The organism is Sphingobacterium bovistauri (assembly GCF_020295405.1).
Taxonomy (GTDB): domain Bacteria; phylum Bacteroidota; class Bacteroidia; order Sphingobacteriales; family Sphingobacteriaceae; genus Sphingobacterium; species Sphingobacterium bovistauri.
Map to the genome: position 1 here is coordinate 21,327 of NZ_JADEYP010000032.1, position 23,794 is coordinate 45,120.

At 33.9% G+C, this 23,794-nt stretch carries 21 protein-coding genes; 11 read left to right on the forward strand and 10 right to left on the reverse strand.

The annotated features are described in order from the left end of the window. Positions 1 to 10: 10 nt before the first annotated feature. From IPZ78_RS14555 to IPZ78_RS14570, 4 genes are all read right to left on the reverse strand, one after another. Positions 11 to 1,066 (reverse strand): efflux RND transporter periplasmic adaptor subunit, encoded by a 1,056-nt coding sequence (locus tag IPZ78_RS14555; RefSeq protein ID WP_225554717.1) that lies wholly within the window; start codon positions 1,064 to 1,066, stop codon positions 11 to 13. Positions 1,067 to 1,087: 21 nt separating this feature from the next. Beyond that, positions 1,088 to 2,395 carry a TolC family protein gene (locus IPZ78_RS14560; RefSeq protein WP_225554718.1) on the reverse strand — a complete coding sequence of 436 codons (1,308 nt, stop codon included), beginning with the start codon at positions 2,393 to 2,395 and terminating at the stop codon, positions 1,088 to 1,090. A gap of 2 nt (positions 2,396 to 2,397) precedes the next feature. Further along, complete coding sequence (locus IPZ78_RS14565) at positions 2,398 to 3,003, reverse strand: TetR/AcrR family transcriptional regulator (RefSeq protein WP_225554719.1); 606 nt, start codon at positions 3,001 to 3,003, stop codon at positions 2,398 to 2,400. A gap of 128 nt (positions 3,004 to 3,131) precedes the next feature. After that, positions 3,132 to 3,788: an NUDIX hydrolase gene (locus IPZ78_RS14570; protein ID WP_225554720.1), complete on the reverse strand. Its 657-nt coding sequence runs from the start codon at positions 3,786 to 3,788 to the stop codon at positions 3,132 to 3,134. A gap of 255 nt (positions 3,789 to 4,043) precedes the next feature. On the opposite strand from IPZ78_RS14570, the gene pfkA reads away from it, so the two are divergent. The 3 genes from pfkA to gap are packed head-to-tail and all read left to right on the forward strand — an operon-like array spanning position 4,044 to position 6,891. Beyond that, positions 4,044 to 5,027, forward strand: coding sequence for a 6-phosphofructokinase (gene pfkA / locus IPZ78_RS14575; RefSeq protein WP_225554721.1), 984 nt, complete (start codon positions 4,044 to 4,046; stop codon positions 5,025 to 5,027). Positions 5,028 to 5,036: 9 nt separating this feature from the next. Then, positions 5,037 to 5,885 carry a hypothetical protein gene (locus IPZ78_RS14580; protein ID WP_225554722.1) on the forward strand — a complete coding sequence of 283 codons (849 nt, stop codon included), beginning with the start codon at positions 5,037 to 5,039 and terminating at the stop codon, positions 5,883 to 5,885. 4 nt (positions 5,886 to 5,889) lie between these two features. Continuing rightward, a complete protein-coding gene (gene gap / locus IPZ78_RS14585; protein ID WP_225554723.1) occupies positions 5,890 to 6,891 on the forward strand; it encodes a type I glyceraldehyde-3-phosphate dehydrogenase in 1,002 nt (333 codons plus the stop codon). Positions 6,892 to 7,045: 154 nt separating this feature from the next. Here gap and IPZ78_RS14590 read toward each other — a convergent pair whose 3' ends face one another. Further along, positions 7,046 to 8,947: a TonB-dependent receptor plug domain-containing protein gene (locus IPZ78_RS14590; protein ID WP_225554724.1), complete on the reverse strand. Its 1,902-nt coding sequence runs from the start codon at positions 8,945 to 8,947 to the stop codon at positions 7,046 to 7,048. 74 nt (positions 8,948 to 9,021) lie between these two features. Here IPZ78_RS14590 and IPZ78_RS14595 point away from each other — a divergent pair, with 74 nt between their 5' ends. Beyond that, positions 9,022 to 10,503: an aminotransferase-like domain-containing protein gene (locus IPZ78_RS14595; RefSeq protein ID WP_225554725.1), complete on the forward strand. Its 1,482-nt coding sequence runs from the start codon at positions 9,022 to 9,024 to the stop codon at positions 10,501 to 10,503. A gap of 34 nt (positions 10,504 to 10,537) precedes the next feature. Here IPZ78_RS14595 and IPZ78_RS14600 read toward each other — a convergent pair whose 3' ends face one another. Then, entirely contained in the window at positions 10,538 to 11,161 is a 624-nt protein-coding gene (locus IPZ78_RS14600) for a hypothetical protein (RefSeq protein WP_225554726.1), read from the reverse strand. A 44-nt stretch (positions 11,162 to 11,205) separates the two neighbouring features. Continuing rightward, positions 11,206 to 14,121: an FAD-binding and (Fe-S)-binding domain-containing protein gene (locus IPZ78_RS14605; RefSeq protein WP_225554727.1), complete on the reverse strand. Its 2,916-nt coding sequence runs from the start codon at positions 14,119 to 14,121 to the stop codon at positions 11,206 to 11,208. A gap of 246 nt (positions 14,122 to 14,367) precedes the next feature. Here IPZ78_RS14605 and IPZ78_RS14610 point away from each other — a divergent pair, with 246 nt between their 5' ends. Beyond that, the gene (locus IPZ78_RS14610) at positions 14,368 to 14,850 is read left to right on the forward strand and encodes an Lrp/AsnC family transcriptional regulator (RefSeq protein WP_225554728.1); all 483 of its coding nucleotides are present in this window, start codon (positions 14,368 to 14,370) and stop codon (positions 14,848 to 14,850) included. Then, a complete protein-coding gene (locus IPZ78_RS14615; RefSeq protein WP_225554729.1) occupies positions 14,850 to 15,956 on the forward strand; it encodes an EamA family transporter in 1,107 nt (368 codons plus the stop codon). The genes IPZ78_RS14610 and IPZ78_RS14615 overlap by 1 nt, the downstream gene beginning before the upstream one ends. Before the next feature lie 15 nt (positions 15,957 to 15,971). On the opposite strand, the gene IPZ78_RS14620 is transcribed toward IPZ78_RS14615, so the two are convergent. Continuing rightward, positions 15,972 to 17,048, reverse strand: a complete 1,077-nt coding sequence (locus IPZ78_RS14620; RefSeq protein ID WP_225554730.1) for a tyrosine-type recombinase/integrase — start codon at positions 17,046 to 17,048, stop codon at positions 15,972 to 15,974. Positions 17,049 to 17,294: 246 nt separating this feature from the next. Between IPZ78_RS14620 and IPZ78_RS14625 the strand changes: the two genes are divergently transcribed. Beyond that, entirely contained in the window at positions 17,295 to 19,031 is a 1,737-nt protein-coding gene (locus tag IPZ78_RS14625) for a hypothetical protein (RefSeq protein ID WP_225554731.1), read from the forward strand. Between the two features lie 115 nt (positions 19,032 to 19,146). Here the strand turns inward: IPZ78_RS14625 and IPZ78_RS14630 are convergent, their stop codons facing one another. Continuing rightward, on the reverse strand, positions 19,147 to 19,428 hold the full coding sequence (locus IPZ78_RS14630) for a transposase (RefSeq protein WP_225554732.1): 282 nt from the start codon (positions 19,426 to 19,428) through the stop codon (positions 19,147 to 19,149). Further along, complete coding sequence (locus IPZ78_RS14635; RefSeq protein ID WP_225554733.1) at positions 19,422 to 20,705, reverse strand: transposase; 1,284 nt, start codon at positions 20,703 to 20,705, stop codon at positions 19,422 to 19,424. The genes IPZ78_RS14630 and IPZ78_RS14635 overlap by 7 nt, the downstream gene beginning before the upstream one ends. Positions 20,706 to 21,020: 315 nt before the next feature. On the opposite strand from IPZ78_RS14635, the gene IPZ78_RS14640 reads away from it, so the two are divergent. The 4 genes from IPZ78_RS14640 (at position 21,021) to IPZ78_RS14655 (ending at position 23,513) form a co-directional block, all read left to right on the forward strand. Continuing rightward, complete coding sequence (locus IPZ78_RS14640) at positions 21,021 to 21,731, forward strand: EF-Tu C-terminal domain-related protein (protein WP_225554734.1); 711 nt, start codon at positions 21,021 to 21,023, stop codon at positions 21,729 to 21,731. Between the two features lie 109 nt (positions 21,732 to 21,840). Further along, positions 21,841 to 22,167 (forward strand): hypothetical protein, encoded by a 327-nt coding sequence (locus tag IPZ78_RS14645; protein ID WP_225554735.1) that lies wholly within the window; start codon positions 21,841 to 21,843, stop codon positions 22,165 to 22,167. 3 nt (positions 22,168 to 22,170) lie between these two features. Beyond that, positions 22,171 to 22,467 (forward strand): hypothetical protein, encoded by a 297-nt coding sequence (locus IPZ78_RS14650; RefSeq protein WP_225554736.1) that lies wholly within the window; start codon positions 22,171 to 22,173, stop codon positions 22,465 to 22,467. 563 nt (positions 22,468 to 23,030) lie between these two features. Then, complete coding sequence (locus tag IPZ78_RS14655) at positions 23,031 to 23,513, forward strand: hypothetical protein (protein WP_225554737.1); 483 nt, start codon at positions 23,031 to 23,033, stop codon at positions 23,511 to 23,513. Positions 23,514 to 23,794: the final 281 nt, after the last annotated feature.

Consider the following 23,794-nt stretch of genomic DNA (forward strand, 5'->3'; position numbering starts at 1 on the left):
TCAATCTTAATTACTTAATAACTTCGATTGCAGTTTGATCTAACAAGTTGATTTGTCCAGAAATAATAACCTGATCACCAGCATTTAATCCGCTCAACACTTCGATATTGTCACCAAAGTTTCTACCAGAAACCACTTTAGTTTCGATAGCCTTACCATTTTTCGCTACAAACACTCTATTATCACTAACAGATCCTACGAAAGCCGAACGAGGGATTACTAATGCGCTTGAAGAAGCATTTCCACCAAAAGTAGCTGTACCATACATACCTGCACGTAATTCACCACTTGAGTTAGGTACTTCGATTTCTACTGGGAAATTTAAGCTACCGTCTGATTTAGGCGCGATAAAAGTAACTTTACCTGTATATGTTTTATCTGTATAAACAGATGCGATTATATCCACAGACTGACCAACACGAAGTGCTGCTACATTCTTCTCATCTACGTTCACACGTAATTTTAATGAGCTAACATTGACAATTTCAAACGCTGCAGTACCCGGGCTTACATAAGTTCCTGGCTCTATTTTACGAGAATTCACGATACCACTTACTGAAGTTTTGATAGTGACATCACCAGCCGTTAATTTAGAACTTTTTAAATTATTTTTTGATGTCTCAAATTGCAATCTTGCTTGATCTAATTGTTGTTGCGTAACACCACCAGTTTTGTAAGCACTTTCAAAACGTTGAAGATTTTGTTGTGCATTATCATAATTTGCCTGTGCATTTGACACATTTACATTCAATTTATCACCTTCGATCACCGCCAAAGTCTGTCCAGCACTCACACGAGAACCCTCGTCTACCAATACACGTACCACTCTACCTGAAGCCTCAGCCCCTACAGTAACCTCTTGTTTTGGCTGGAAAGTACCATTAGCAGAATTCGCTAAATTGATATTATCCAAACGAGCAGTGTCAATACGTACTGCTACATATGCATTTGTTTTAGCTGCCTCTGCAGTTACAGCTTCGTTTTTTGCTTTATTTTTGTTTAAGATAAAAAATATACCTCCTAAAGCAGCAGCAATAATAATTACCGTAATTATAGCACGTTTCATATTCTTATTTAGATTATTTTCTTATTCGTTTATTAATGATTTTAATTGACCGTTCGCTTTTATTAGCTGTACTTCAGCTACTTTATAATTCAATAAAGCTGTATTCAAATTGTTTTGTGCATCCGCATAAGCATTTTCAGCATCAAGTAATTCTGTCAACGTAGCTAAACCATTTTTGTAATTGTTATTCGTATCTTCCAATACTTCTTTCGCTAGATTCACATTACTTCTATTCGTATTGATCGTCAATAATGAATTTTTGATTTGTGCCTTAGCATTATCATTTGCTAACGATAATCCTAATTTTGTATCATCTAAAGCTACTTGCGCTTGACGAATTTGAATATCCGCTTGGTTTATTCTTGATTTTGTAGATCCTCCTGCAAAAATCGGAATAGATAAATTCAAACCTACACTCGACGTCTTTGGCCAATTAAAATCTCCACCAATTGGAAAACCTTTACCAAAACCACTGAAACCAAAATCTGCCCCTAAAGATAATTTTGGGTACAAATCTGCAATTTTAGCTTGTTTATTGAGCTCCAATAATTCAATTTGTTTCTTAGACAATAAAACTTCCGTTCTATTCTCTACATTCATTGATTCCAATGCAATACCTGCATTCACATCAAATGTTTCTTTAGGTAATTGAACATCACGATCCATTGGCATTCCAATCGCAAATTTCAATGCATTCTCTTGTAACTCTAATGCATTAACTACGATCTGACGGTTAGCCTTCAAATTATTGACAGCTACATTAGTACGGTCAAGATCAATTTTCTTGCCCAAACCTGCATCTACCAAACCTGAGATTACATCTCTAGTTTTTGTAGTGCTATTTAAATTGATATCAATTGTTTCAAGACTTAATTGTGTTTGAAACACATCATAATAAGCTTTCGCTACACGTTCAATTAATTGTTCCTCTGTTAAGCTTTTATTAATAGCATAAAATTCACGTGTCGTATTAGCTGCTTTTAAACCTGTAAAAACGGACTGATTAAACAATTGTTGATTCAATGAAACACCAGCAGTAGAACTCCAAGGTTGTCCCATTTTGAATACGTTATCACCTATTGCCATCTCTGGAATAAGAATATTGTACTTCAAACTTCCAGATGCATTAATCTGAGGCAAAGCACTGCCTCTCACTTCATCTATTTGATACTGAGCGTTCTCCACTTCCAAAGCTGCCTTTTTGGCATCTGCTTTGTTTTGTAAAGCAAATTTTATGGCATCTTGTAGGCTCAATACTTCTTGTGCACTTGCATAAGAAGCACTGAACAGACCGGCTAATAAAACAGCTATTATTCTGATCCTTTTCATTTTTATTTATTAGTAACTATACGTTCTTCAAAAATTAATTTGATAGCGCTAATTTGGCTATCTAATATCTTATCTATATTTTCCTTATTTGGTATACCACAGATTACATCTCGTATGGTATGTATTAATCCTAATCCTTTTATAATATTTCGCAATACATAAGTAGATTCTTCAATATTACTTAATTTTAGAGTTCCCTCATCCACAGCTTTATGAAGCAATGTTTGTAATACTGATAAATCCTTACATTCTATTTCATCAATAAATTCAGTAAACTGATGATCTTTAATCCAATCTAGATTTTCATTAATGTAAAGCATATAATACTTACGCATATGGTCAGCTCGAAAGCTTAACAACGCAAACATTGTACCTAAAAAATCACCATTATATCCAGAAACTAACCTCTCTTCATCAACTATTAAATCCTGCGAAATATAGGCAATGACATCTTTAATCAGCCCAATCTTTTCTGGATAATAGTAATACAGATTCGCCTTAGTAATTTTAAGGTCATCAGCAATTTCATTCATTGTGGTTTTTGCAAAACCATAATGAGAAAATCGACGAATAGCAATCTCTATTATTTCCTCTTTTCTTTTATCCATTTTGTATTTTTTACTTTTGACTTTAACAAAAGAATGTTCAAAAATACAAAACATTTAAATAGAACTTCGAATTGTACTAAAAAAATACAATTATCTGACAAAAAAGTTTTGTTTAGTAAAATACTATTCTAAGCGAACAGTTTTAAGAATTTGCGTTTATCTAGCTTGTAGAGTCTAGCAGCTCGGTAGGAAACACCTGTTTGATATTCATCTAATTCTTTAAGATAGCCTAAATTACTCATTCGCTTTCTAAAATTGCGTTTATCAAGCGTCTCCCCTAGTACTGCTTCATAAATCTGTTGCAACTGGGTTAAAGTGAATTTTTCGGGTAGAATCTCAAACGAAGCGGTTGAGTAATTTAAATTACGTTTCAATTTTTCTAGACCTAATTTTAAGATATCATTATGGTCAAATGCTAATTCTGGGACTTCATTCACATCAAACCATTTAGCTTGACGCATATAGTTTGTGACAGGCTTAACTTTATTCTTAACATCATCATAACGCACCAATGCCATATAAGCCACCGTCAAAATACGTCCTTCTGGATGTCGCTTAAGTCCAGCCATTGCTACTAATTGCTCTAGATAGATATTTTTTAAGCCTGTATGTTCGTATGCAATACGATTAACAGCTTCCTCCATCTCCTCTTGCTTATCAACAAAATACCCAGGCATAGCCCACCAATCGCGGTAAGGATACTCATTACGCTCATTCAACAAGACTTTCAACTTACCTTCATGAAAGGTAAATATCAAACAATCTACTGTAAAAAATGACAACATAATTTCCCTAAATAATTATTTTGTTAAAAAACTCTTACCACAAATTAGTGCAATTAAATTCAAAACAACCAATAATTTAAAGTTTTTGGCGTTATTAAACTAATCTCAGTCAATCAACCGAATAAACGCTTAAATACGTTTGATTAACAGCGACAAGATGGATAAAAATTGCCAAACAAACAAAAAATAATTGGATAAAAATTTAATAGTGTAAAAAATACACATTATATTCGTGGGAACTTAATCTAAATTACTTTGAAAGATATTAAAAGAATTGGAGTTTTTACTTCGGGTGGTGATGCACCTGGCATGAATGCCGCAATTCGTGCAGTTGTTAGAACTGCTATTTATAATAATATAGCTGTAACTGGTATTTATCATGGTTATCAAGGAATGATTGAAGGTTCGTTTATTGACATGAATCGTCGTTCGGTAAGTTCAATCATTCAAAAAGGAGGTACAATACTAAAATCAGCACGCTGCCTAGAATTCAAAACTAAAGAAGGTAGAAAACAAGCCTATGATAATATCAAAGCACATGCAATCGACGCTTTAGTAGCTATCGGTGGTGATGGGACATTTACAGGTGCCGATTTCTTCTCTAAAGAATATGACATTCCTGTAATGTGTATACCAGGCACTATTGATAATGATCTATACGGCACTGACTACACATTAGGTTACGACACTGCGAATAATACTGTAATAGACGCTATTGATAAAATACGTGACACAGCTTCTTCTCATAGCCGTGTATTTTTCGTTGAAGTGATGGGTAGGGACTCAGGTTGTATTGCACTTAATGCTGGTGTAGGTGGTGGTGCTGAAGCAATTCTTCTGCCCGAATTAAACTCAGGAATTGACAACCTGATCGAAGAATTAGAGTTTGCTGAAGCTCGTCAAAAAACATCTATGATTGTTATCATTGCTGAGGGTGACAAAAATGGTGGTGCGTATAATGTTGCTAAAATTGTTAAAGATAAAATTAATCATCTTGACATAAAAGTTAGTATATTAGGGCATTTGCAACGTGGAGGATCTCCAAGTAGTTTTGACAGAGTTCTTGCTACACGTATGGGGTATACCGCAGTCAACGAACTTATCAAAGGTAATACACGCGGAACAATAGGTATTCGCGGAAACCAAATGATAATAACTCCATTAGAGGAAGCATTAAACAATAAAGAGTTTAAATTGGATGATGAGTTATTAGAAATTGCAAATATTATGAACAAATAATATTCCTATATGATTTTAGTAATTTTCACTGGATCTAGATATGCAGATTGGCGACTTGCTGACAAAGGAAAACTATTGCATGGTTTTCGTACAGCAGGTATCAATTCGTATATTCAAGATGAAAATTTTATCAATCAACTCTTAAATAAAAACACGGATTTGCTCTACAATGCAGAAAGAATTCGTAAAATTTTCTTCTTTGGAGCCGGCGCATCATCAAAAGAAAGACAGGATAAAATCGTTGCCGTATTTTCTAACTTCTTCAAAAATGCTAAAGTAAAGGCTTCGCACGATTTGGATGCCTCTGCCCTCTCTACTTTTGGAGATGAAAAAGGCATCGTAGGTATTATTGGCTCGGGTTCCAATGCAGCTTATTATACTGGTAAAAAAATAGTACCTAATAACTATGGTTTAGGTTACATTTTGGCAGATGAAGGATCCACAAACTGGATTGCCCAACAAGTATTGCGTGATTACCTAACTGATGCAATGCCTCAAGGTTTTCGTGAGAAATTAGATGATAAATATAATTTGGACAGAAAATATATATTGGAGAAACTTTACAACAACCCAAATCCTAATATATTTTTGACTTCTTTCGCTGATTTTTTCTATGAAAATAGGCATGAGACTTACCTTTCAAATACTATTAAAAAAGGTCTTGACCTTTATATAAGCACCTACATATTACCATTACTTGACCAATATCCAGACTCCCCTATCAGTTTGACTGGATCAGTAGCTCATCACTACCAAGATTGGCTTATGGAATATGCTAAAGAATATCATTTGAATATTCAAACAATTAATAAAGAACCTATTCAAAATCTAATAAAATATTACATTAATAAAAATTAAGAAAATGAAAATTGGAATTAACGGATTTGGCCGTATTGGTCGTTTAGCTTTCAGAGCTGCTGTGAATCGTGCTGATATCGAAATCGTAGGTATCAACGATTTAGTAGAACCAGATTACATGGCTTACATGTTAAAATATGATTCTACTCACGGAAGATTTGACGGTACTGTAGAGGTAAAAGATGGCAACTTAGTAGTAAACGGAAAAACTATCCGTGTAACTGCTGAAAAAGATCCTGCAAACTTAAAATGGAATGAAGTAGGTGCTGAAGTTGTTATTGAATCTACTGGTTTATTCTTAACACAAGACACTGCACAAAAACATATCGATGCTGGTGCTAAAAAGGTAATCATGTCTGCTCCGGCAAAAGATGATACACCTACATTCGTAATGGGTGTAAACCACAAAGAATTAACAGCAGATCAAAATATTGTATCAAACGCTTCATGTACTACTAACTGTTTAGCTCCTATTGCTAAAGTATTACACGATAAATTCGGTATCATTGAAGGTTTAATGACTACAGTTCACGCCGTGACTGCTACTCAAAAAACTGTAGACGGTCCTTCAGCGAAAGATTGGAGAGGTGGACGTGGTGCTTACCAAAACATCATCCCTTCATCAACAGGCGCAGCTAAAGCAGTAGGTTTAGTTTTACCTTCATTGAAAGGTAAATTAACAGGGATGTCATTCCGTGTTCCTACAGCCGATGTTTCAGTAGTAGATTTAGTAGTTCGCTTAGATAAAGGCGCTTCTTACGAAGATGTTAAAAAAGCAATGAAAGAGGCTTCAGAAGGTGAATTAAAAGGTATCTTAGGTTACACTGAAGACGAAGTTGTATCTACAGATTTCTTAGGTGATGCGCGTACGTCAATCTTCGATGCACAAGCTGGTATTTCATTGAATGATAACTTCGTAAAAGTTGTATCTTGGTATGACAACGAATGGGGTTATTCAAACAAAATCATTGACTTAGCTCAAGAAGTAGGCAAATTCATCAAATAGATTTTACTACAACATAAAAAAGCATCTGATTCCTCAGATGCTTTTTTTCTTTTCACACATAGTTAAGTAAATAATCTTTTGGTAGTAGCAATACCTTTCCACAAAAATACTTATTAACGACTAGCTTTATCATACCTAAAAATAGGGATTTTGATTATTTAATAATACACTTCACCCCCATTGTAAACCATCGTTTAGGCATTAGAACAGCACCCGACTCTTGATACGAAACATTAGCTAAATTCGTCAAATCGGTATATACATTTAATGATTTAAATTTAAAAGCTATACGTGCGTCTGATAAAAAATAAGGGTCATTCAATTCTCTTTTTATCCATCTATTTCCCGTGCTGAATTCCCATTTAGAAGTCGAATACATTATTCTGATTAACCCCTGATGCTTTAAACTTTCTAAAACATATTTAGATATTACACCATTAGTATACATCAATTCTTCAGGAGCTAAATAATTATAACCGAATCGATAAGAAAGTTTTCTACTACTACCTAGTGAATACGTACGACTTAAAGAAGCACTTATTCCATGCATTCTATTATTCCCCAAATTATATGGTTTATATGGAATTTTACTTATTTCAGCAGGATCAGATATATTACCCGTATTTTTGACCCAATCTACGAAATCGCTAATATCTCTGAAGAAATAACGAATCTCCAATTGTGACTTACCAACTGCCCCCTGCACCGAAGCCTCATATTGCAACGCATATTCAGATTTCAAATCTGGATTACCAATATTAGCAGGTTGTTTTAAATACAAATCTGTAAACGATGGAATACGTTGACTTTTCCCAACATTAACATTCAATTTCCAATTTTTAGAAAATTGATAACCAATATCTACGCCAGGATAAATCTCCCAACCGTAATTGCTATTATAATTGCTATAGGCACCTAAATGAAGTGCTATTTTAGGAATTAATTCAGTACGATATTCTAAATATGAACCAAAGTTTTCACGCGAATGATTACCAAGATTATTACTTTTCACATCTTCATCTCTTATCTCCAGACCAATTCCGAAATCACCTACTTTCGTGGATAATCGGCTATTTAACTCAAATGATAAAACATTGTTTTTATGTTCAGAACGTGCCTTACTTAAGTCATTGCGGAAGTAACGGTAATCATCCGTATTATATCGATTTGAGATACGTGGACTGATATAAAAGTTTTCACTCAAGTAATGTTTAGTTGCAAAATGAGCGAATCCAGTTTTAACTAGCTCATAAGACTCTTTATCACCAGGTGCTGCGTAATAGCCGTTAGCTCCAAATTCATTATCAATATATCCTGCAGACCATTCTAATGAATTAAGCTCATTAATAGAATAAGCACCTTGATAATACAAACGAAAATCCTGTGTCGCGCTATTATAGCGTTGACCATTTGACTTTTGACCAGATAGAGAAAACAAATTTTGCAATTTCTCATTACCCAATTGCCCTACCACCTGCAGGCCTCCGCCCCAATATTTGCCATCACCGTCATTTTCAGCCTTATTTTCAAACGAAGAACCGCTTTGCACATGTACAGAGAGCGCATTACTATTTGCAGTCTTAGTGACGATATTTATAGCTCCTGTCAATGCATTAACACCATATACACGAGCCATAGGGCCTCGCAAAACTTCGATTCGCTCAATAGCATCTAATGCAACTGGAATATTCATGGTATGATGCCCCGTTTGTGGATCAGAAATTTTTACGCCATTAAGTAAAATAAGTGCCTGCTCGAAAGTTCCGCCATCAATACTAATGTCTGCTTGGGTACCAAAAGGCCCTCTTTGACGGACATCTACACCATTCATATATGCCAACACTTCATTGACTGACTTAACCGAGAGCCTAGCAATGTCTTCGCTCGTAATGATTTCAATATTCCTATTTCGCTTCGCAAATGGAATTTGGAATCGGTTTTCCGATATAATAACCTCAGCAATCGAGTCTTGTCTCATGGTCGCTGCAGTTTGTGCCAAAACAAAATGACTCGCTAATAAACTAGAAAAAATAAACGCAACTAACTTTTTATTCATGCGGATAATAATTATTTAAAGTGTTGCAAATGTGTTATATTTCGAATTAATTCATCTAGTCCAGTTTTAAAACAATGAATAGTCCAGAATTGCAGATATTAAGTACTTACATACGAATAGAGCGTACTGACTCAACACCTATTTATTTACAAATAGCACAAGGAATTATTAACGCGATACATACAAAAGCACTGAGTACGGGGAGCAAATTACCGAGTAGTAGAATGTTAAGCACAGCTCTATACGTACACCGCAATACCGTCGTCTCAGCATTCGACGAACTCTCTGCACAAGGCTGGGTAGATATAATCCCTAAAAAAGGAGTTTTCGTATCCGCAAAAAAACTAAAAAATACTCCTCAAACGCATATACATAATATAGAAAACCCAATAAATGCAGATTTTACAATAGATAGGAACATCATTTTGGAATTGCCTAATACGACAATTACCAGCGAATATTACTTTACTGATGGCACAGCAGACAACGCTTTATTACCACTTAAAGAGATGAATCAAACTTTATCCTCAATTAGTCTAAAAAAAACAACAACAAACACACTAAATAGAGATTTCTTTCAAGAAAATGAAAGTCTTAAAAATCAGCTTATCAATTACATTCATGTTACTAAGTCTTTAACTTTAAGTACGCATCAAATACTTGCCACAAACAATAATACTACGGCTATAAATACAATTATCCAAACGCTACTAAAAGCTAATGATAAAGTAATTATTATTGAACCAGGTAATTATGCGGTACACATGAAGCTCAAACACGCTAACATAGATATTCTTCCTGTTGGCGTAACCGAAGATGGATTAGATTTCAATAAATTACACAGTCTGTTCAAAACATATACCATAAGAGCAATTTATCTTCAGACTAACCACCTATACCCGACTGTAAAATCTATAGATGAAGACACAAAACAACAATTACTTCTTTTAGCCAATCAGTACAAATGCATAATCATTGAAGATGATAATTCGAGTGATTTTGTATATGCTAAAAACAAACTAAGCACACTCAAAAAAATGGACACACATGGCTGCGTCATTTATCTTAATTCATTTCAAGACCTATTACCTACACCGTATAATATAGCCTACATCATAGCTCCTGATAATGTTATTTCAGAATTGATAAAGGTAAAAAACAGCCTACAATCACCTTCAAATTATCTGATTGAGAAAACAATTGTGGAATATATCAAGGAAGGACTTTTATTAAGACAGATTCATCGAAATACTAAAACATACCTAAAAAGAAGAGATTACTTTCAACAGCTTCTAACTCAAAATCTGGAACAAACCGTCGATTTTGAAACACCTAAATCAGGATTAGCATTCTGGATTACATTCAGTAGCAAACTACCACTGTTATCTATAGCAAAGTATTGTCAAACACTAAATCTTACAATACCCAACTATTTATTATACCAAAATCAATACATTACCGGTATGCGTTTAGGATTTGGGCATATGAATGAGATCGAAGCCGAACAAGCTATCAACATCCTCAGTAAAGCAATCTATCAACATATATATAAATAAAATAGGCTTATCAAAGTTGATAAGCCTATTTTATTTATTTACCTTCCAAAGCTGAAAGTAATTGTGTTCGATATGATGCATCCTTTTCACCAATTTCAAAGGAACGCTTGTACAAATCTAATGTAGCAAAAACCTCAGCAGGCTCACCCACTGTATTATCAAAAAACAACTTAAAGCTGTATGTTGCTTTTTTTGTCAAATCTACCGCCACGGTATTCGATGAAAATACAGTTGGCAAAAGTGTTTCCTTCGCAAAAGATCCTCCTGACTGAGAACCAAACATAGATGCTAAAGCCTTTACTAGATTATCTGACTCAGCACCAATCGATGAAAATTTCATTGCAGCTTTCACAAATCCTTCTTCTGTAGGTCGCCCCTGACCATTTACACCTGGAATTATATTTTTTAAAACTTCAATTTGCAATCCTACAGTATCCTGTTCAAAAACAGATTTAGCGACATACAAATGTGAAGAATCAGTTTGAGACTCATCCACGATACGTAAAAACAACTGTTGTTTTGCAGCAGTCTTATCGTTAGTGAATTTCTCCAACGAAGTACCTGTTACCGCTGTTTGATTGGAATTGCCTGAATTACCACAACCTGTTAACATCCCGATCACCAACGCTGTAGCCAATATTGATTTTATAGCTTTCATAATATTTACTTTACTAATTAAAGTATTCAAATTACAATAAAGTTTTATTTTATTAAAGCATTATACAAAATTTCAACCGGATGATAGGATTTACGAGCTGCACCATCTTTGATTTGGTGACGACACGAAGTACCCGCTGCCACGATGATTGTATCTTCTTTAGCTGTACGAACAGCAGGAAGTAACACTAATTCCGCAACTTTCATCGAAATATCATAATGCTCTTTTTCGTACCCAAATGAACCAGCCATACCACAGCAACCCGAAGGAATTACTTCGACACTATAATTTGCAGGAAAGGACAATAATTTTTCCGTATAGCCAACCAGGTGGAAAGCTTTTTGATAACAGTGACCATGCAATTTGATATGTTGTTTTTCGACAGAAAATTGTTCTGGATGAATATGTCCTTTATCTATTTCTTGCGCTAAAAACTCATCCACCATAAACGTGTGTGAAGCAATTTTTTGGGCATCAGCTTTCAAAGCTACATCTACCAAGGTTAAATATTCATCACGGAAAGTAATAATTGCCGAAGGCTCGATACCTAAAAGTGGTATATCAGCAGTTATTTTGTCTTTTAACATGGAAACATTCGCATTAGCCAATTTCTTCGCTTCCTTGACAAAACCTTTTGATAAATACGTACGTCCACTTTCTTTGTGTGGAGCAAACAACACTTCATAACCCAATGCTGTCAACAATTTATAAGCTGTTTGCCCGATACTTGTATCGTTATAATCTGTAAATTCATCACAAAAAAGATATACTTTACGTTTTGAAGTTGGCGTATTTTGCTTTTTCAACCATTGTTTCAACGTGGTACCCGATACTTCTGGCAAAGATCTATCTGGTGCAAAACCTACGATTTGCTTAATAACACCAGAAGTAAATTTATTTTGTGAAAAGAAGTTATAAATCGGAGCTACCAAAGAGCCCAACTGTTGTGACTTAGTGAAATTAGCAATTACTTTAGAGCGAAAAGGTGCGCCGTTAGCGTCGTAATAATGTTGCAAAAACTCTGCTTTCATCTTCGCTACATCCACACTAGATGGACATTCTGTCTTACAACCTTTACAACTCAAACACAAATCCATGACCTCTTTAATCTCTTCGTGATCAAAACGGTTTTGCTTTGTAGAATTCGTCAAAAACTGTCTCAACATATTAGCTCGCGCTCGTGTCGTATCCTTTTCATTGCGTGTAGCCATAAAAGAAGGACACATCGTACCGCCCGTGATTTCTGTCTTACGACAATCACCAGATCCCGAACATTTTTCTGCTAGACGTAAGATGCTTTCGTCTTTCGTAAAATCAAAATAAGTCTTAATTTCTTTGCCATCTACGACATTATCATAGCGTAGTGAAGTATCCATTGGTGGTGTATTGACAATTTTATTTGCATTGAAAATTCCATTTGGATCAAAAATATTTTTCACATTTTGCAGTAAAACATATACTTTATCTCCCAATACCTTACCAATAAATTCACCTCTAAGTCGACCATCTCCATGCTCACCACTCAATGAACCATTATATTTCAACACAAGATCTGTAGTTTTCTCTAAAATAGAGCGAAACTGACGTCGACCTTCTGCTGATTTCAAATTTACAAAGGGCTCAATATGCAACTCACCTGCTCCTGCATGCGCATAATAAGAAGCATGTACACCTTCGTCTTTCAATAATTGTTGTACATCTGCTACATAAGCTGGTAAGTCCACTGGAGAAACAGCACAATCCTCAATCAAATTAACGGGTTGTTCATCCCCCGGCAAATTACGAATCAATCCCAAACCTGCTTTACGCACATCCCAGACCAAATTGGTATCCTTATTTCCCAAAACTAAAGGATAAGCATAGCCTAAACCTTGATTAATTAAATCTTCTTTTAATGCATCCGCCTTCTGAATAATATCTTCAACATTATCAGCTCTAAATTCGACAATCAATAAAGCTTGTGGATCACCTTCAATAAAAAATCTATTGTATTGATAAGTTGGATGTCCTATGGTGAAATCCAAAATGTATTTATCCACCAGCTCCGAAGCTTCAGGATTATGTGACAATGCAACCACATTACCATGCATACATTCCACCATATCCGAGAAGTGAACACACAACAAACCTATTTCTTTTGGAGGAAGAGATCTTAATTTAATCTTAGCCTCTGTTACGATACCGATGGTACCTTCTGAACCAGCCAAAAGATTGCATAGATTAAAAGGTTTCGATATATCCACTAAATAATCCAAAGCATAGCCTGTATTACGTCGTGTGATATCTTTTTTGGGATACCCCGAATCAATGACATCAATATTATCCTTATTACTGATAATATCATTTAGCTGGCGATATATTTCTCCTTCGCGATCTTTTTGTGAAAGCTTTTTAAAATAATCTTGGTTATTTAACTCCTTAAAAATAACTTCAGTACCATCATTGAGCAAAACATTCGCTTCTATCAAATTTTCGCGTGTATCTCCCCAAACAATAGAATGTAAGCCTGATGAATTATTACCAATCATGCCTCCTATCATTGCACGATTTGCTGTAGAAGTTTCGGGACCAAACATCAAACCGTAACTTTTCAAATACGCATTCAAATCATCACGAATCACACCTGGTTGCACGCGAGCCCATTGTTCTTGCTCATTCACTTCCAAGATCTTATTGAAAAACTTCGAAACATCAACAATTATTCCTTTACCCACAACCTGTCCTGCTAATGATGTACCAGCGGTACGTGGTATCAATGTAATTTGATGTGCATTAGCATAATCAATCAATTTCAATAAATCAGACTTGGTATAAGGTATAGCTACAGCCAACGGCTTTTCCTGATATACAGAAGCATCAGTCGAATAGGCAACTAAAATAGTTTGATGTTTAGGATTGTTCTCTTCAAAATATAACTCTCCTTCAATTTCGATTTTAAGCTTTTCTAATGATAGTGACATACTTTTGTTAAAATTCAACATTAATGTAAACAAATCTACATAAAGAATCTTATTTTTGATAGTTTACAACCCTATTATTTTATGTTTGTGTTTGTGTTTGTTTTAATTTAAATAACGCAAAAAAAACGCAAGTAGATTAAACACAACCTACCTTTAAAAACGCACAAAACATCACTGTAGAACAAAATTCGTATTTAACACCAAAAATTTGAATATTATTCTAAAAATTACTAATTTTGCAGAATTATGAAAAAACTAGAAATTTCATTAGACAATATTGATTATCAGATACTACGCATTATGCAAAATAATGCGCGTACTAATAATGCTGATATTGCACGAGAACTAGGCATGGCTCCTTCTGCAATACTAGAACGTGTCAAAAAACTAGAACAAAAAGAAGTTATCTTGCAATACAATGCAAAAATAAATCCGGCTGCATTAGATCAAAATCTACTTTCTTTTATTTTTATTAAAACATCAGACATTATTGGCGAACAAGGTGTTGCATACTTATTGGCTGAAATACCAGAAGTGCAAGAAGTACATGATATCGCAGGTGATGATGGATATTTGATTAAAGTTAGGACTAATGACGCTGCTGGATTGGTCGATCTTATGCGCAATACATTGGGGAAAATCGAAGGAATCATTTCTACGCGTACCACTATCGTATTAGAAACTGTAAAAGAAGAACAAAAATTAGTTATTCCAACACAAACGGTATAATGGAAGATCAAAAGATATCTGCTGCTAAAATTGTTGCAGCTTATCTCGTTGTATACATTGTATGGGGCTCCACTTTTTTCTTTATAGAGGAGGCTCTACGTTCGTTCACCCCATTTGTACTGGGGTCTATTCGATTTATTATCGCAGGTTCATTATTAATGGGCTACTGCAAGCTACGTGGCTATAAATTATTCAACAAAGCGGATATTAAGCAAGCTGTTTTCGTTGGTTTTCTATTGCTATTCATAGATATGGCTGCGATTATTTGGTCTGAGCAATACATATCCAGCGGTATTGTATCCATTTTGTCTGCTGCTACAGCTATTTGGTTTATAATTTTTGACAAACCAAAATGGAAAGAAAACTTTTCAAGTCCAGCGATTATTATGGGGCTAGCCTTTGGGTTTACAGGCGTAGTCATGCTATTTGCAGAACAATTAATGACCAATTCTATCCCCCAAGAAGAGAAATCCCAAAACATTACCGCCATGATAGTTTTGGTATTGGGAACTATAGGATGGACTATTGGTTCTTTATATTCAAAATATTATCAAAAGCCGAAGTCTTGGGACAAAAAGAAAGAGCCTTCGCTTAATGTAATGGTAAAAACGGCATGGCAAATGGTAACAGCAGGTGTTGCTTTTACCATCGTAGCATTAGTCAAAGGTGAATACGCAGCTTTCAACTACACCCAAGTGCATCCTGCAGACTGGGGAGCAATGATTTACTTAGTGCTAATGGGCTCTATATTAGCCTTTAGCTCTTACATCTGGCTTTTGCAAGTGCGACCTGCCACAGAAGTAAGTACCTATGCTTATGTCAATCCAATTGTTGCGCTTGCCCTAGTCTATTTTTTCACGGATCATCAAGTTACCGTTTTACAAATAGCAGGATTAGCAATCGTGCTTTTCTCTGTATTATTAATGAATTGGAATCTCTATAAAGATAACCGCACATTTAGAGCGATACGCTACCGCAAAAAACTCAAGAAACTACGTAATATGGCACCTAAAAGCAGTATTCCACGTATTATAGAAGTCGCGGATTTTCAACGCAAACAAAAAGAAAAGGCAGAAAAAAAATCTAAAGAAAAGGATATCTCGTAAAGATATCCTTTTCTTTTACATCCTATCAAGTGGGCTTTGTACCTTAGACAAGATTTTATTGGATACTTGTGCATAAATCTCAGTTGTCGAAATATGATTATGTCCCAATAATTTTTGAATAAAAGACATATCCGTTCCATATTCCAATAGATGTGTAGCATAACTATGCCTTAGCCCATGTATACCTACTTTCTTATTTATCTTAGCTTTACGCATGCTAATTTTAAAAACTGCTTGTATCGTACGTATGGCTATAGTACCACCTAACTGTCCTTCAAATAAATAATCTTTAGGTTTGTATTGTATATAATAAGCTCTTAGTTCAGGCAAAATTGATTCGGGCAAAGGTACATACCGATCTTTCTTATTTTTGGAACAACTAATACGTACTTGCATTCGATCTGAATCAATATCAGATACGTGCAAATTTGCGACTTCACTCACCCTCAAGCCCATGCCATAGCACAATTTAAGCATCATCAGGTGTTTTAGATTCGTTGTGCAACCAAAAAGCCTTGCTATTTCTTTTGTGCTTAATACTTTTGGCAACAAATTTATCTTCTTAGGGCGCGGAATCTCAAAAAAGAACTTTTCTTGTTTCAATACGGACTCAAAATAAAACTTAAGCGCATTAAGCCTACTATGAATTTGATTTTCAGAAAGCTGTTGTACCTTTATACAATAAAATAAATATGATCTTAATTTTTCGGTAGTTAAATCACGTACAGCATTATCTTTCAATACATAAAGTAATTGTGCAAATTCGACAGCATAGGTTTTTATAGTATTAGGACTATATCCTTTTAGATGTAATTCGGTTAAATAATTATTGAATTCTACAGCATTAATAGTAGACATATGCACAAGCAACTCTTCCCCAGTAAAATCACGAGGTCTCATACCTAATAATCTGCGTACCGGTACTGTATCATGAACCCACCACACCTTGTCTGTCATAGACCACCTTACGGTCGGTAAAAATTCTTTTAATTCCTTACGCAATTTATTATCCATTGAAAAATGAAACACTAACACATGCCTATTTTCTTTTCTGGATTCCTCAATTTTATAATTTTCTATTAAAAAATTCATAACGCAAAACAAATAAAGATAAACTATAAATATGTGTCTTTATACAAATACCGCAAAACTGAATTAAAATAAAACTAACTATATAACAGAAAGTTATAAACAACTTTACACTTCTAAGAAAAAATATTATATTGCGTTTATAATTATGTTAGCTGATATAATAACCGACCTCCGATGACAATTCAAGAGAAAATCGAAAATATTTTAATAAACGAAAATGCATATTTCTACGAGAATAGTGATGATGTGCAAATTTCAAATAATAAAATAACTGAAATCTTCAGAACAGTATCTTCTGTAAAAACAGGAAACTACCTCCTAAACTCAATTAGATTAAAGCTAAATGACGATGAGGATATTTATTATTCAGTTTGCGTATTTAAATACACAACAAAACCAACCTTTATAGAAGAAGAACTAGCCAATTGGGAGGAGGAGAAGATTGCATATTTGCTTATTGTTGAAATTGAAGATTACATCGTAATTAGTAAAAAAAATATCAGTAAACTTCAAGATTTTATCAAACAATTCAAACCATTAGACTATTCGGTATTATCTACTTTATTTGTAACAGACGATACCAGTTTTGAAAAATTTTCTCTCAAAAATCTAAATGTATCAGATAAAGCAGTAAGAGAAAAAACAATTGAAGCAATTGATTTAAAAGAAAACTTTTCTGCACTTGGAGCGAGCAATTATTTACTAAACTCGTTAAGACTAAAAAATAATGAAGAGAAAACATCTTTAATGTTGAATTCATCAAGAATAAATAAATTTGGAAAGAAAAATTCGATAGAAAATTTCTGCTTTTGGTCTAAAAACCTTGTACACCAAATAAAAAATCACATAAACACTAATACCTTTTTATCAATCTTTGCTGAACCACAAGATTATGAAGTTCTTAAAGATACATTAGTGCCAATTTCTATACTTTTTAATTTTAGCAATATATACACAGATTTTGAGCAGGGATTAATAAATAGAGTTATTATAAGATACATAAATGATGATGGCGAAAATCAAGATAAAGATTTTAATCTAATCGATTTCTTAGCAAAATTTGAACGCTTATGTAAAGTATTTACAAATGGAGGAATACACAGCATTGAGAATAGTACTAGTAAGGACTTGGAAATAAAATTAAATGACAAATCAATTACTGTCCGTTCACAAAAATTGAAAAATGTAAAGCTTATACATGACAATGGAAATGAAATTTCGATAACCGATTACATTAATGGCAAAAATTCATTTATCATTAATTTTGACAATATAGACCTAGCATATACAAATAGAAAACTGTTTAAAGACAGTCGTCTTATTGGTAGTATTCCTAATTTTTTAAAAATTTTTCAGCCACACAATGACCTTGATAATGTAACATCCGAGAAGGGGGCTTTTTTGGCAACTTCAACTTTATTTGAAACTAATTCAATTTTCAGATTTGTTGAGGACAACTTTCAAAACGACTTTGATTATTTCATTTGTGACGATTTATCAAAAGAATGGGCAGACCATATAGGAATTTCTGAAAATAAAATTTCATTCTTTCATTCAAAACACAAATCATCTAACGCTTCGGCTTCGGCATTTCAAGATATTGTTGGTCAAGCACAAAAAAATCTTGGAAACTTAACACCCCAAGACTTTCAACTAGAAAGCAAAAGAAACATTTGGAACTCAAATTACAATAGTTCAGACGGTGTAAACACACAAATTACAAGAAGCAGAAAAGGGCAAAATGCAAATCAAATAATTAATCAGTTTAAAGAGACAATAAACAATCCATATCTTAGGAAACATGTAGTTCTTGTAATAGATTTTATTTCGAAATCAGACTTAGAAACGTATTTAGAAAATCTAACTAATGGTGTTTATTTCGCAGAAAGAAATGAAACAATACAAATTTTATGGTTTGTTTCGTCTCTAATATCAAGCTGTCAGGAACTAAATACAGAGGTAACAATCTATTGCAAACCATAAATTACATCAGCTAACAAGGGTAACTGTTGCACAACTACTTCTAAAAGTTAAAAATCAAGAATATTTAACCTCGTTTAAGCCTTTTTAAGCGAGGTTTGTTGTTTTTAGCGATGATTTATTGTAGAAATTTGAAGCGCTTAAATTGGCTTATTTGCATGTTGATAAGTACGTTTTGATAAAACAAAAGTTGACCTTTCTTTACGGTCATACTTTGGGCTAGGATTTGGGGATTTTTGCGACTGAATTTCAGATACTTTTTCAAGTTATAGCATAGTGCTGCCATCAAAACATGTTTATTTGCCTGCGCCAGACCTCGACTATTTATCCGCTTCATATTGTGGTGGTTGATCAATGTCCCCAAAACAGGCTCTACTGTACTACTCCTACGCTTTACCATCGTCGATGATAAGCTTTGTTTGCTGTCAATTTTTGGTGCATCTTGTCATAAAGTGGCTTATGAATACTCTCATCCAACTTCTTAAACTTGCTCACCTTACCACAACAATGCTCGCGTAAAGGACAATCTTTACAATCCTTCTCGCTACTTCTGAACGTTTTCTTGCTGTAACCCTTGCTGTCTCTTCGGATACCTTTAAAGGGTAAAATCGCCCTATTCCCGCCCTCTTTAATACATTCGTAACGGTCTTGATCTGCGTTGAAAATAAAACCTTCACGCTCGGGTTTGTATTGTCCAAAATTCGGTATCCATGCATCAATATGGTGATCTTCACAATACTGCAAACTACCCCCACTACTGTAACCTGCATCAGCAATAACTTCTTCTAATTCGATATTATTTTCTTTCAGGTTATCGATAGTCTGATCCATTATCTCACAAAAAATAGCACTATCCTTGCTCCCAGCTGTGCTTGCACAGGCACCTGTAATCACATGATGAGCATCGTCTACAGCTAGCTGACCAGCATAATTCAATTGACGAGGCTTGCCCGGTTTGGTCGAGATCTTTGCATCAGGATCTGTAGGCGAATAATGCGTGTGGTTGCTCAGAAATTTTGGACGGATCTCCTCACCATCTTCATCCTTTTGGATGGTCATCCGTGAGCCTGGCATATCTTTATAGGTTTCTTTCTTCCATGCATGGTGTTGCTCCACCTCTTTCTGATTCTGTGCCGTAACTTGATATTCCGAATGGATATTCAGTTCTTCAGTATAAGCCTTCACATCATCCACAATCTCCTTTTCGATCAAAGAATCCATACTCGCATTGGCTTTCATAAAAGCACTGTCTACACATTGACGCTTACCACGAACCATACCTTTAGCTATGCATTTGCGCAAAACTTCTTGAAATAAACTTAAAAAAACTTCTTCACCATACAGTTGGCGTGTGCGTGAGATCGTCGAATGCCAAGGCAACTCTTCATCCAAATCATAACACAAAAACAAGCGAATACTCAAGCTATCTCCACAAAATCGCAATAACAATCTGTCGCTATTGATATTATTCAAATAGCCAACTAGCAATATCTTAAAGAATACTACCGGATCAATGCTGCCTTGTCCTTCTCTACCGTAATACTTAGAAGTAGATGCATACAAATAATGTAAATCCAGCTCGCCAAGCAATATCCGATAAAAGTTATCCTTGGGAACTAAACTTTCCAAACTAGTTTGATAAAATAATTGAGGAGTGAAATTCTTGCGTCCTTGCATACTATAAGATACGCATTTTTTACCATATTGAGTTGTGCAACATGCACAAGGGTTTAGCGCAATGGAGAATTAAGGCAAACTTTGAAGTTTGGGCTTTCTATTCCGCAAAAAAGCCAATTACTTATCTATTTTATTTTTCTATTATAATGAATTCGTGAGCACTTCGTGGTTATATTGACTTTTTTCTTAAATTTAATCAATTAATTGGCTTTTGCTTACAATGTCGCTAAATTGAAACTTTTCGCTTCAATTTCCGCCACTGACGCCAAGCCGCCGGTACGTTAGCTGTAATGCTAAAAACAACATATCCAAATAATGTTAAATCAAAAAATTAAACTTTCCAATCCAGAACTTGAAGGCGAAATATATTACTTAACTGAGCAAGAAGGAGGAAGAAAAGGTTATATAAATTCAGGGTATAGAGGCCAGTTTTTTTACAAGGGTAAAGATTGGGATGCACCACAGGAATTTATAGACAAAGAAATTTGTAACCCTGGTGAAACAGTAAAAGTTAAAATACGAACATTAAGCCCACATTTTCATGTTGGTCAATTTTTAGAAGGACAATATTTTGAGGCAAGAGAAGGATTTAAAACTGTTGGTCGCGGAAAAATAACTAAAATTTTAAGGTCTGATTTTAATTATTGGAATTATGAATCTTTTTTTATGAATCTTCCAGTTGAATGTAAGCCTTATGATTTTCAAAACATAGGAGGATTTATAGCAGATTTTGAATATGGATTAAGCAAAATTCACGGAATAAAAAAAATCAAATTCACAAAATCGTTATCCAATAAAAATCAAATGTTGAATGTTGAATGTATACTCAAAGACAACAAAATTCAAGCACGACCATTCATAGATGAAATTTGTAAAAGCTGGGAAGATGAAATTCAATTTAAAAACTCATTTTATAAAACTGATTTAAAACAAAATGAAAACAACTTTAAATTCGAATTAATTTTTGCAACTTATCATAGCATGTACTTAACTGGAAAAATAATTGTAAACGCAACAGAAAAATAACAAGCACTACAGCTAACATCGTATTATCAAAAGCGGGTTTAAATGCAAAATTGAAATTTTGTGCTCCGAAACCTGCTGAACGCAAAGCCCGAAAACGTTGTACGACATTATGAAAAACAAAACGCTTAAAGAATTAATCGAAAATTATCCAAACGAAATTACTTTTGAAGAAATAGTTGATTTTGAAAATTTAGATGAAAGATTATCAGTTGTAGATTGTATAGTTATAAATGCAATCGGAGTAAACGAAGGATTTATCGAATTTATTCCAGACAATAATCCACCATTAAATGAAGAAATTCTTTGTTGGATTTGGGCTATTAGACCTGACTTAACGAATGAAATTCTTCAAAAAAATATTAGTGATGATTTTGAATTTGCCTTAAATTCATATTTAAATAATTCAATGGATAAATTTTGGGATTATATCAGCTAAATTATGAGCGAAAACTATATTCAATACGCTGAAGGCTACAATAAAGATAATATTGATTTTACCGATATTGAAAAAGCAATTATTGAAATTCAAGAAACCAATGATGAACACGGAGCATTTTGGGTTTCAGTAATAACTGACGATGAAAATGTTATTGAAACTGACAAAGAATTAAATTTGGCAATTGTATTTGAAGGAGTTCAATCAAATTACAAAGCTAAAGATTGGTTAGAAGTAAAAGAATTCTACAAACTACTTTTAGCTGAAAATTTTGACGAAATAAAACAAAAAATAACATAACGATCGTACAAGATCGGTAACTGTTGCACAACTCCTTCTAAAAGTTAAAAATCAAGAATATTTAACCTCGTTTAAGCCTTTTTAAGCGCGGTTTGTTGTTTTTAGTGATGATTTATTGTAGAAATTTGAAGCGCTTAGATTGGCTTATTTGCAAGTTGATAAGTCCGTTTTGATAAAACAAAAGTTGACCTTGCATTACGGTCATACTTTGGGCTATGATTTGGGAATTTTTGCGAACCAACTTTACGTATTTCTTAAGATTATAGCATAGTGCAGCCATCAAAACATGTTTATTAGCCTCTTTACTTACTTACCATCCCACAGTATTGTTCTCGTATGAGGCATGTTTTACAATCATTATAAACGGTTCTCTATCACAAAATATTTCGCCATACTATTGTAAAATTGCAGAAATATATTGTAAAAAAAACTTATACTTAACAATATATATTGATTAAATAAAATATTATAATTATATTTATTGTAAGTTAAGATGCACGCTGAAAAAATCTTAGCATATAATATCATCTACCCAATCACATACCTTTAACAACGCAATTAATATGAAATTAATTCAATTACAAACCGATCTAATCGCTGGGATGCCTAATGACAAACTGACGAAAGCATATATTCGATTGCAAAATCTACTTACTGTCGTGGAATCACGTATAGAGTCGGAAATTTTAATTGAAAAAATTAACTATAAAATCCAAAATCTAAATTCTTCAAACAAAATAAATGGCGCATTATTTCGCTTAGTTAATTTGACAGAAAATGAGATTATCAACTTCATTGAGCAAGATTTAAAAATTGTACCTGTAGGATATTACAGTAAAAAATGGTTAGCTATAGGCATGACTGCATTTGGCATTCCTTTCGGTATAATACTAGGAACAGCTTTGAAAAACATGGCGTTAATTGGTATTGGTCTACCAATTGGCTTGGGGATAGGTGCGCTTATAGGTCGAAAAAAAGATACTGAAGCAGCTATCAAAGGTCGTCAATATAACTACTTAGCACAATTACAAAATGATATCAATTAATAATCATGTTAGTCAAGAGCACTATTTGACGTAGTTTAAAATAGTGTAATTTTTTATTACTGTAAAAAGCTGCTTTATTTTTGTATTCAACAAGATAGATAATGATAACACTGTAAAAATAAGAAGAAGCTGTCCAAAAAGGGCAGCTTCTTTGTTTTATTTCGATTTTTAAGAAAACTTCTAATTGTTAAGCTGCATACTTGGATACAGAGGATATTTTGGATATTTTGTAATTATTGACAGTTTTGGATTCTGTTTTATTGCTAATAGAAGAGTTTATA